Source organism: Gammaproteobacteria bacterium, from assembly GCA_003696665.1.
Lineage (GTDB): Bacteria > Pseudomonadota > Gammaproteobacteria > Enterobacterales.
This window is the reverse complement of record RFGJ01000199.1, coordinates 1-11,127: the sequence shown is the minus strand read 5'-3', so window position 1 is coordinate 11,127 and position 11,127 is coordinate 1. Positions and strand designations below refer to the sequence as shown.

Sequence of the window (11,127 nt, the reverse complement as noted above, 5' to 3'; positions counted from 1 at the left end):
TTTTGGCCCTTCGCCCAAGTCTGCCCATTCTGCAATTGGCAAGACTTCGAAGCCTTTCTCAAGGTGGTTGATATCATACACGCCCACAGATTGTGCTACTTTTGCCGTGGGATTAAGGGGGTTATCGAACCACAGGTTGCGAGATTTCGGGTGCGTTTTGATGAAGAGGTTACCACCACCTTGTGTCTTCAGTGTGCGAACCACCTTCCAAGCATATTGCTTGTGCTTGACCGGATCAGTACCAATGACGGCAATGGTGTCATCACCCAAGTGGCCTGTTGCCCACACCGGACCATATTTAGGATCGATAAAGTTCGCACCACGTCCTGGATGCGGGATTTTACCGACTTCAATCAAGGCTGTAAGTTTACGAGTCTTCGAGTCCAGCACGGCAATTTTGTTGGACTTATTCGCAGCGGTGAGGAAATAGCGTTGCGTCCGGTCCCAACCGCCGTCGTGCAGGAAGCGTGCAGCACCAACAGTGGTCACCTTAAGGTTCTCAATGTCGGAATAATCGACCAGCAAAATCTTGCCAATTTCTTTGACATTGACAATAAACTCCGGATGTTGATGCGACGCCACAATCGCCGCGACACGTGGTTCAGGATGGTATTCCTGAGTATCAACCGTGTAGCCGCGAGTGCTGACGATTTTTAAAGGCTTGAGTGTGTCGCCTTCCATCAGCACATAATGCGGCGGCCAGTAGGCACCGGCCATGGCGTATTTATCGTCCCAACCTTTGTATTTGGAAGTTTCCACCGAACGGGCTTCAAGGCCGATTTTGATTTCGGCAACCACGTCAGGCTTTTTCATCCACAGGTCGATCATGGAGACTTTGGCATCGCGTCCAATGGTGAAGAGGTAGCGTCCTGATTTAGAGGGACGAGAAATATGGACCGCGTAGCCTGTCTTGACAATATTAATAATTTTTTTGCTGTCTCCATCGATCAGGGCTACTTGCCCGGCATCACGCAGAGTGACACCCATGATGTTTTCGATATTGTATGGATTCTCTTTCTTTTTAGGGCGCTTGGAGACCGGCACGAACTGCTTCCAGCTGGCCATCATTTCTTTCATACCCCATTCCGGCGGCAACGGCGGTTCGTGCTGCAGGAAACGCGCCATAATATCAATTTGCCGCTCGGTGAGTTCGCCAGACGTTCCCCAGTTTGGCATGCCAGCGGGCGATCCATAGGTGATAAATGCCTTTAGATAAGCGGTTCCTTTTTTCTGCGTAATGTCAGGAGTCAATGGTTTACCCGTTGCCCCTTTCCGCAGAACACCGTGGCAGCCAGCGCAACGTTCGAAATAGATCTGGCGTGCCTCATCAAATTCTGCCTGAGTCATATCGGGCGCGCCCGGTGTGATGACACGCTTGACATCCTTCACAGGCGAAGGTGCGCCTTCATAGGCTTGCTGCGTTTTGTCAGGATGCTTTGCGGTATCAGCCGACCACAGCGGCATACCTGCGATTGCCATCGCGGCCAATACCATCGTCAGTCGTTTCTTCATGGTGTTCTCCTCTCGTTCATGATCGGTGTAACTACCGTCGCTTGCTCATGATCCGCAATCTCTAGGGACATTCCTTGACATGCATCAAGTTCGGTCTGTCGAGATGGTTATCTTGACCCTAATCAAGGAGCCGACAGGGGCCAGACAGTATCGTGAGTCCGTCACTTTCAGATGGCACGATAGGAGAATCAAAATGAGCGAAGTGTTTACCAAGTCAACCGCTCGAAACATTTACTACGGAGGAAGTCTTTTCTTCATCCTATTGTTTCTCGGTTTGACGTTTGACACCACCAATCGACTGCCACAGGCTGACCATCGTGAAAATCTGACAGCGGCGGTTGCCCGCGGCAAGTTGGTTTGGGAAGAAAACAACTGTATTGGCTGCCATACCCTTCTGGGTGAAGGGGCCTATTTCGCGCCAGAGCTCGGTAACGTCTACAAACGTCGTGGCGGAGAGTTCATCAAGGCGTGGATGAAGGCACAGCCAACAGGGGTCCCTGGCCGACGTCAAATGCCGCAATTTAATCTGACCGAGCAACAGCTCGACGATCTTGTGGCATTCCTGAAGTGGACCAGCGAAATCGACACCCAAAAATGGCCACCCAATATCGAAGGTTAAGGAGTCTGACATGAAATATCAGTCACAAGCTGTCGCTAAACCCTACTTTATCGCGGCCTTAGCGCTCTTCGTCGGTCAAGTGCTCTTTGGCCTAATCATGGGGTTGCAATATGTTTGGGGAGATTTTCTCTTTCCCGCTATCCCATTCAACGTTGCACGAATGGTGCACACCAATTTATTGATTGTATGGCTATTGTTCGGCTTTATGGGGGCGGCCTACTACCTGATCCCCGAAGAAGCTGAACGTGAACTTGAAAGCCCCAAACTGGCCATGATCCTGTTTTGGGTATTTCTGATCGCAGGCGCGCTGACCATTCTCGGCTATCTGTTGGTGCCGTACGCCGGATTAGCCAAGTTGACGGGCAACGACCTTATGCCGACTATGGGGCGGGAGTTTTTGGAACAGCCAACCATCACCAAAATAGGCATTGTGCTGGTCGCCCTCGGTTTCCTATACAACGTCGGCATGACAGTATTAAAGGGCCGTAAAACCGTTATCAACATGGTATTGATGACCGGGTTGGTCGGTTTGGCGGTGATGTTCCTCTTCGCATTCTATAACCCGGACAACTTGGTCAAAGACAAATATTACTGGTGGTGGGTCGTACATCTCTGGGTTGAAGGGGTCTGGGAACTCATTCTCGCCTCAATTCTTGCCTTTGTGCTTATCAAGGTGACAGGTGTCGACCGTGAAGTGATCGAAAAGTGGGTGTATCTCATCGTCGCACTGGCACTTATCACCGGTATCGTCGGGACTGGGCACCACTATTATTGGATTGGCACGCCAGCCTACTGGCAATGGCTTGGTTCCATATTTTCAGCACTTGAACCACTGCCATTCTTCTTTATAGTGGTCTACGCCTTCAATATGGTGAATCGTCGACGCCGCGAGCATCCGAACAAAGCTGCCACCTTGTGGGCACTTGGGTGTCCTGTCATGGCCTTCCTCGGGGCTGGTGTTTGGGGCTTTTTGCACACTCTCGCACCAGTCAACTATTACACGCACGGCACACAAATCACAGCGTCGCATGGACACATGGCTTTCTATGGCGCATACGCCATGATCGTATTGACCATTATTTCCTATGCAATGCCATTGCTGCGTGGTCGTGCTGGCGCGAACGGCCAACTTGCACAAATCTGGGAAATGTGGGGCTTTTGGTTAATGACCGTGGCCATGGTGTTCATCACCCTGTTCCTCACGGCCGCAGGCGTGCTGCAGGTCTATTTCCAACGCTACACGGAAAACCCGCAGCCATTCATGGTCGTACAAGAAAAACTGTCGCTTTTTTACTGGTTGCGCGAGGCGGCAGGTGTCGTTTTCCTCATCGGCTTGATTGCCTACCTCGTCAGCTTCTTTGTCAAGGAGAAGCCTGAAGTCGCAACAGCCTAACAGGAAACCTATCAGCAGGCGGGCCACAGGCCCGCCTTTTGATTGCAGTCAATGGAATTTCCATTCAAAGGCCCCAAACTACTCCATATCCTTAGTAACGAGGTCGGCTCATGCATAACGAAACACATTCCACATCGTTGCCCTTTTACTTACCGAGTGGCAGCGAAATCGAGTTATTTACCTACGCCTACGAAAATCAGCTGCCTGTGTTACTCAAGGGACCGACAGGATGTGGCAAGACACGTTTTGTCGAACACATGGCCAGTCGGCTCGGACGGCCGCTGTATACCGTGGCCTGTCACGACGATCTCACTGCCGCCGATCTGACTGGTCGACATCTTATCGGCGCCGGGGAAACCTATTGGCAGGATGGTCCTCTTACAAGCGCTGTACGAGATGGAGGCATTTGCTATCTTGACGAAATCATTGAAGCGCGTAAAGACACAACCGTTGTCATCCACCCGCTGACTGACGATCGGCGCATCTTGCCCCTGGAACGCACCGGCGAAGTGTTGCACGCACCAGATGAGTTTATGTTGGTGGTCTCCTATAACCCGGGCTACCAGAACATCATGAAAGGTCTAAAGCCATCAACACGACAACGCTTTGTCGCCATTCGTTTCGACTACCTTGACAAAGACAAAGAAATTGAAGTGGTCGTCACTGAATCCGGTATTGATGTCTCTAGGGCAGCGCGGATCGTCGAACTTGGTCATGCGTTGCGACGTTTGAAAAATGTAGATCTCGAAGAAGGGGCGAGCACACGCTTACTTGTGTATGTGGCAAGGCTCATCAAAAAGGGATTCGATCCCATTCTTGCCTGTCGTGCTGCCCTCGTTGAACCGCTCACCGATGATGAGACGACCATCGAAGGGCTGATGGAGGTCATTTATGCCACATTCGGCGGATAAGCCGTTACGGGCTTCAACTATTGGCGTTTGGTCTTTACTGAACCTGACTTTGCTGCCAGGGTTCAGTTTCGTGATACTGTTAAAACGCTATATGCAAGCCAAGCGCCTGAATCTCAGCCAACCACTGCACGCCGCACGGATATCCATTGTTTTGAATGTCCTTGCATTTGTCCTTCTATTTGGTGTTTCCGCTGCCGTGTGGTTTGGTCCATGGTTCGACACAGCCGGCAAACTTGCCGTACTGATCACCTATTTCACGCTTGTCCATAGCCTCTTTATACTTGTTGCCCTGTGGTGGTGGGCAAAATGGCACAAAGAGGAGCTGCACTGACATGGAGGAAGTTGTCGGCAAGTGGTGGGATGATTGGATACGTAAGCAGGCACGTACCGGCTACGCCGATGCTGAGGTCTCGCTCGACACGGTCCGGCATCACTTGGCTGTCGCATTTCGGGCATTCGGTGGCGATCAACAGTTAAGAATTGCCGAAGCGGCGCCCATCACGGTCAATTGTTATCGTAATTGGCGTCAAAAGCTCGCTGGCATCGGCAATCGCTTCACCCTAGCCTATCAAGATGGCGAAGTGTTGGCACTACCTGGCCGCATTGATTGGATGCCTGACTCAGAACACAATCGCTTTGCGTATTTATGGCTTTGCCTGCTCAGTACTGTGGGCCAAAGTGCCGATGACTATGTCGAGGATATGCTGGCACGGACAAACAAGGTGCTCCTTCACTGGCCTGGCTTAACGGGTCGTTACCAAGCCATGGTGCGTGCCTACTGTGACGTCCGACTTAAGCAGACGTTGCCCCCCAGCCTCATAGAAAAGGAGAATACGCTCGCGCAACAGCTCCTCTCGCCGGAACTTCCCGGCCAACTTCGGGAAAGCGAGCTCGCCTATCCCGTTCAAATATGGCCACGCCGAACGACATTGGAGGCTGATGAAGCGGAAATAGACGGACCATTACCGGCAGATAGCAAAGGCTCCGGCAACCGTGCTCAGACAAATGAATCTTCAAAAAAAAGGCGCAAAGGTAAACGCGTTGCCCGTCCTAACGATAAGCACGGGATTATGCTTTATCGATTCGAAACAATATTTTCCCGCGCAGAATATGCCTCGCTCAGCCGTGGACAAGACGAAGAGCAAGACGAGAATTTAGAGGCCATCGCCGACGATCTCGATGAAATTGCCGTCACCCAAACGGAAGCAGGAAGCGGACGCCTGAAAATGGATTTAGACCTGCCGGCCGAGCAAGCACATGGCCTTCATCAAAAAGATGGTATTTTGCTGCCCGAGTGGGACTACCGCAAAAAGCAACTTATTGATGGACAAGTTCGTCTGGTTGAAACCATCGCTGACGCAGTGACCGAGCATAGCATTGATGAACTTCGACCTATTTTCGCCAAGGTGAATCGGCAATTACGCGCATTTATTCCGGAAAATATTAAGCTCAGAAACCAGCAAGACGGTGAGGAAATAGACCTTGTCGCATGGCAAGATTTTTATGCTGAAAGCTACGCACATCGCATCGCTGCGCCGAAACTATACATACGACAAAGGCGAACGCACCGCGACTCGGCCACTTTTGTCTTGGCTGATCTTTCGCTGTCAACGGACACCTGGATTGACAGCGAACGGCGGGTCATTGACACCCTAAAACAAAGTCTCATCGTGCTTGACGAAGCACTCACCAAACTAGGGGATCCTCACGCCTTCGCTGGCTTTTGGTCGAAGCGCAATGAGCTTGTCAATTTTATTCGGATTAAGGACTTCGATAGCCGCACATCCAGCCTGCCGCGTATCCTTAGCTTGCAACCAGGCTATTACACACGGCTTGGCGCCGCCATCCGGCACGCCAGCCAATTGCTGCTGAAACGTGAAGAAAAGCGGCGGCTGCTATTGGTACTCACTGACGGGAAACCGAATGATTTGGACCGATACGAGGGTCGCTACGGCATCGAAGACACACGCCAAGCCATCTTGGAGGCGCGTAGAAAAGGGCTCCATGTCTTTTGCGTGACAATCGATAAGGAAGCCGAAGATTATCTCCCTTATCTGTTTGGTCGTTCCGACTATGCCCTTATTCAGCGTCCGGAGCAGCTGCCTGAGGTATTGCCGCGGTTGTACTTGACCATGACGAAAGATTAAACGCCATCACCAGTGATAACGAAGCGCTATCCCTACCTGTTCCTCTTGTTTTTTGTAGTAGCCATAAATGGACCACTGTCTTTCTGGGTGGTATTGCCATGAAGCTTCGAGTTGCCACTGCCGTGTTTCGTTCCAGCCCGCCGCATAGGTACCCTCCACCAAAAATTTAAGACGTGAAGTCAGAGCACCAAACACTTCCACTCTGGGCGCCAACGCCACAGCACCAGCTTCCGATGCAGTCACATCTGCCATAAGGCTCCAAGTTTGTCCCCAAAATCGATAACTCTTGCCTAACGAAAAAGCCCCAAATAGTTTCAAGGATGACTCATTCACGCCACTTTGCCTTTCGGTGCCAAGTCGAACTCGCCACGACCATGAATCAAAGTCGTCAAGCGGCAGATCACTTCTTGCTAACTTTCGGATGCGAATGAAATCCATCGATTGCAACTTACCGTTGTCCGAATTCAGTCGAGCTTCTGCCACGACCAGTGCGTTGCCTTCGAGATCATTGAGTCCCGTGCTGTTCTGGGAAAAGGGTGAAAATGAAACCTCCAACGCTCCATCATTACCCAATCCCAAACCTACATATCTCGGCGGGGCCTGCTCAGTTGGCGGTGGCGGTATTTGTTTTTGCGCTGCCCGAACTGGCTGACTGCGCGGATATTGTAAGCGTTTCACGATAACTTGCTGATGGCGTCTCTTGACCGCCTGGGCAACGTCTGGAAAGTCCTTCATGTATCGAAAATAAGACACCGCGACAGCAAAATCCAAGACCACTAACTGCTCGTTGGGGTCAAGCGACGACAAAAGGCTATCCCATTTTTTTGTTGGCAGACTGGCCAATCGAATGGCGATCTTTTTTAGCTTTGGCGGCATTATCCGATAGGATTCGTAAAGTCTTCGCTCCCACGATGGCTTGAAGGAAATCTGACCGATCACCGCTTGGCGCAGTCTTGCCCTTTCGTCATTCAAAATTTTGAGGGTCTCAAACAACTCAACTGGCGCAAACCACACACTTGGTTTATCCACAACCTCATCAGCAAAAACAACATTCAAAACACGACCAAGTTCATAGGCACAATTTCGCGTGAGAAAAAAATACTGTTGCTTTTTTCCTATCAGTTCCCAAAGATGGTAGAGCAAGAACCTGAGTTGTTGAGGCGCCAGCATCAACTCATAATCCCACATGTCGCGAAATTCGGTATTGGAGTAGGTCATGTCTTGTGTGAAGTAATAGCGATCTGAAAAGCCTGCCAGATAGCCTCCGGTTAAGCCGCGATACACATACATGACTGTCGATTCTTTGGGTGGGATCAGTGCCCCATAATTGATTGTCTGATCGAGCAAAGCGTCCTCTCTGCCGGTATTGATTTTGAGAAATGCATGTCCGAAAACCGAGGCCGGATTGCCAAGGTATCCAGCGACATAGACCACGCTCACACTTTTGGCTTGCAGCAATACTGGCCATCGCCGTAATTTTTGGCAAAAGGCAGGAATTTCTTTCCAATCTGGGCGATTAAGTGGACGAGACAACCACCAATAGCGCGCCGGAAAACGACAACGAGGATGACTATCTGCTAAGCCGGAAGACGGCATATCCGCGGCTTCAACGACAGCTCGGAGTTCTGCTAACGCATTGTTTCTTCCCTGCCTCGAAACAAAGAAATCAGCATCGACAACTGTGCTCGCGCCGTTTTCATAACGAAGTAGGCGCAACCATTCAGGGTCACTTGCCAAATGTCGCCAATGGGTTGCTGTCAGTTGTGCAGCCCCTCCCTCCGCCAGAGAAACCGCGCTCAAACAGCAAAGAAAAAGCCCCAGCAAAGGGGCTTTAGCAAAAAGGTGCATGATTTGATTATGCACTGGCCTTTTGAACCATTTCATACAGCGCTTGCGCCTTGTCGAAACGATTCATTTCGGCATAGTCATTTCCTGATGCAAGATCAGCGAATGCCTTGCGCAATTGCGCGATGAACTGTGCTTCGTCATCCGCCCCCGTCAGCTCAACAAGCTGAGCCAAATAGCTGCCCTGACCCTTAGCAATGTCAGCTTCTAATTGTTCATAGCTTTTAAAGATAAAAGCCGCTGTTTTTGCTTGTCCGCCACGGCAAGTATCCGGTGAAGAAACGTTCGACGAGATCGCAGTCGTTCCCAAGTCCCACGTGACATTGGTCACAGCAGCGACCGCAGCGTTGTTTGGCGCAATCATCGCTCCCAAACCACATTCGGTATAGATGTCTGCAAAGTCACGCGCCTGTGCTTGACCAAGCCCCAAAGACACTAATCCCGCAATGGCAGAACTCAACAACAATTTTTTCATTATGATGTATCCTCATTTGTTGATTGAACATGATGAACGGCCGCCTTCCAGGCGGCCTAATGCGATTATAAGCAAAGCGTTCAACCAGGGGCAAACGAAAATAGGAATTGCCCCATTGCGGCCACTTCTTTCCAACTCACACAGTCATGAAGCTTGAGTCAAGAAGGTGAATCGTACTGCAAGAAATAGAAGTAGTCCCGCTATCCTAACGTCGGACACATATGTCTGTCGTCATGCCTTCAGGCTTTTCTATCGGTTTGGAAATGGCCACACGCTTAATAACACCGGCACCGATAACACCGGCACCAAAGATAGGCAATCAATTGCTATCGGCTCGGCATCGCGATCGATGCCGTGCCAGCTCATTCACCTCGCTCAGCCAACCATTTCAGCAGCTCATCACTGCCTCCAATGTGTTTGCCTCCCACAAATACTTGTGGAGTGCTGCGCTTACCGGCCACAGCTTCGAGTCCATAAGGCGTGATGTCTTGACCAACCACTTCAGTCTGGTAGTTCAAACCAGCTTCATCCAGCGCTGCTTCGGCACGCTTACAGAACGGACAACCCGGCCGGATATAAAGCAGAATGGGTTCTGGGATTTCAACATCGGGCTGCAAATACTTCAGCATGGTATCGGCATCTGACACCTGGTACGGATCCCCTTCTACTTTTGGCTCGACAAACATCTTTTCTATCACGCCATCGCGCACTAGCATGGAATATCGCCAGCTTCGGTCACCAAAACCAATCTGCCGTTTGTCCTCTAGCATCCCCATAGCTTTCGAAAATTCGCCATTACCATCCGGCCACATGACGACATGTTTAACCTTTTGATCTTGCGCCCAAGCATTCATCACAAAGGTGTCATTGACCGAGACACAAACGATCGCATCAATGCCAAGTTGATAAAACAAGGGCGCCAATTCGTCGTATCTCGGCAAGTGTGACGACGAACACGTCGGTGTAAAGGCGCCCGGCAACCCGAAGATCACAACATTTTTGCCTCGACAAAACGCATAGGTATCGATACTTGTCCAGCCTTCATCCGTACGAACTGGCAACGCCACTTGGGGTATTTGCTGACCTTCTTTCATTGAAACTTTCTCCTGATTAACGTTGATTTGAAACACGCAGGGTCAGTTTAGTCCGAATCACATAAATTCATCAAATTGATATATTGTATATATTGATTGTTTTTGTCTATCGTTTGGTTTCGGCCTAGGCTTGCGCTCGATCAATGTCCTGTTAGGCGGTCCACGCTAGCATTCCAACAAGCACAAGAAACGGCTAGGGATTTCGCGCATGCGCTGGCTGGCTTTTCTACTCCTCCCAATCATGGTTCAAGCAGCACCGGTAGCGGAACGGCAAGCATCGCTCATCAACCTACTACGGGATGACTGTGGGTCATGCCACGGTGGCCAGTTAAATGGAGGGCTTGGCCCTTCTCTACGCGCAAAAGCATTAGCAACAAAGCCTGATGAGTTGCTATACGACACAATCGCCAATGGCCGTGAGGGAACAGCCATGCCGCCCTGGCGGAATTTTCTTAACGACGAGGAAATCCGCTGGCTGATCAAAGTGTTGAGGACTGAACAATGGCAAAAATAACTTGGTGGTTACTGATACTGATATCCGTTTACCAGGCACGTTTTTCTCACGCTCAGGAAATCGTCGCCACCGGAGGGCTTGGGGTGGTCATTGAGCGCACTATTGGTCAGGTGGCTGTGGTCGACCGAATTCAGCATAAAGTTGTGTGTCGCGTCAAAGGTTTTGGTGATTTGTCACACGCATCCGTTGTGTTTTCTCCAGATGAGCGATTTGCGTTTGTTTTTGGCCGCGATGGCGGTCTGAGCAAACTTGACTTGACCAGATGTCGCATCGACAAGCGGATTGTCCAATCGGGCAACGCTATTGGCGGCGCAATCTCACAAGACGGCCAATGGGTCGCGGTATCAAACTACCAGCCCGGTGGCGTCAAGATTTTCGACGCGAACACACTTGCCCTCGTTGCTGACATTGAGTCGGAAAAATTGGTGGGTCAGCCATCAAAAACCGTTGGTCTGGTCGATGCCCCCGACAATAAATTCTGGGTGGCACTCTTTGAGGCTGGCGCCATATGGCGTATCCAAATGGAAGCGTCAGGAAAATACCGCGTGAGCCAGTTTCAACACGTGGGTCGGCAGCCCTACGATGCGCTCATCACGCCGGACGGCCGTTATTATATT

The 11,127-nt window shown here is 50.7% G+C and carries 11 protein-coding genes; 7 read left to right on the top strand and 4 right to left on the bottom strand.

Annotated elements, in window-relative coordinates; translation table 11 throughout:
* On the bottom strand, positions 1–1,512 hold a 1,512-nt coding region (locus D6694_05830; protein ID RMH44489.1), incomplete at its 3' end, for a nitrite reductase.
* 193 nt (positions 1,513–1,705) lie between these two features.
* Here D6694_05830 and D6694_05825 point away from each other — a divergent pair.
* From D6694_05825 to D6694_05805, 5 genes are all read left to right on the top strand, one after another.
* The gene (locus D6694_05825) at positions 1,706–2,131 is read left to right on the top strand and encodes a cytochrome c (protein RMH44488.1); all 426 of its coding nucleotides are present in this window, start codon (positions 1,706–1,708) and stop codon (positions 2,129–2,131) included.
* A gap of 10 nt (positions 2,132–2,141) precedes the next feature.
* Positions 2,142–3,524, top strand: a complete 1,383-nt coding sequence (locus D6694_05820; protein RMH44487.1) for a nitric-oxide reductase large subunit — start codon at positions 2,142–2,144, stop codon at positions 3,522–3,524.
* 110 nt (positions 3,525–3,634) lie between these two features.
* Positions 3,635–4,435 (top strand): CbbQ/NirQ/NorQ/GpvN family protein, encoded by an 801-nt coding sequence (locus D6694_05815; GenBank protein ID RMH44486.1) that lies wholly within the window; start codon positions 3,635–3,637, stop codon positions 4,433–4,435.
* Positions 4,416–4,766, top strand: a complete 351-nt coding sequence (locus D6694_05810) for a hypothetical protein (GenBank protein ID RMH44485.1) — start codon at positions 4,416–4,418, stop codon at positions 4,764–4,766. The genes D6694_05815 and D6694_05810 overlap by 20 nt, the downstream gene beginning before the upstream one ends.
* Before the next feature lies 1 nt (position 4,767).
* Positions 4,768–6,582 (top strand): VWA domain-containing protein, encoded by a 1,815-nt coding sequence (locus D6694_05805; GenBank protein ID RMH44484.1) that lies wholly within the window; start codon positions 4,768–4,770, stop codon positions 6,580–6,582.
* A gap of 6 nt (positions 6,583–6,588) precedes the next feature.
* Here the strand turns inward: D6694_05805 and D6694_05800 are convergent, their stop codons facing one another.
* From D6694_05800 to D6694_05790, 3 genes are all read right to left on the bottom strand, one after another.
* Positions 6,589–8,466, bottom strand: coding sequence for a DUF4105 domain-containing protein (locus D6694_05800; GenBank protein RMH44483.1), 1,878 nt, complete (start codon positions 8,464–8,466; stop codon positions 6,589–6,591).
* Positions 8,438–8,902: a DUF3015 domain-containing protein gene (locus tag D6694_05795; GenBank protein RMH44482.1), complete on the bottom strand. Its 465-nt coding sequence runs from the start codon at positions 8,900–8,902 to the stop codon at positions 8,438–8,440. Before D6694_05795 ends, D6694_05800 begins: the two co-directional genes overlap by 29 nt.
* Before the next feature lie 362 nt (positions 8,903–9,264).
* Positions 9,265–9,996 carry a glutathione peroxidase gene (locus D6694_05790; GenBank protein ID RMH44481.1) on the bottom strand — a complete coding sequence of 244 codons (732 nt, stop codon included), beginning with the start codon at positions 9,994–9,996 and terminating at the stop codon, positions 9,265–9,267.
* Positions 9,997–10,204: 208 nt separating this feature from the next.
* Here D6694_05790 and D6694_05785 point away from each other — a divergent pair, with 208 nt between their 5' ends.
* Both D6694_05785 and D6694_05780 read left to right on the top strand, forming a co-directional pair.
* Positions 10,205–10,510, top strand: coding sequence for a cytochrome c (locus tag D6694_05785; protein RMH44480.1), 306 nt, complete (start codon positions 10,205–10,207; stop codon positions 10,508–10,510).
* The coding region (locus D6694_05780; protein RMH44490.1) for a protein nirF at positions 10,498–11,127 on the top strand (630 nt) is incomplete at its 3' end. The genes D6694_05785 and D6694_05780, both read left to right, overlap by 13 nt.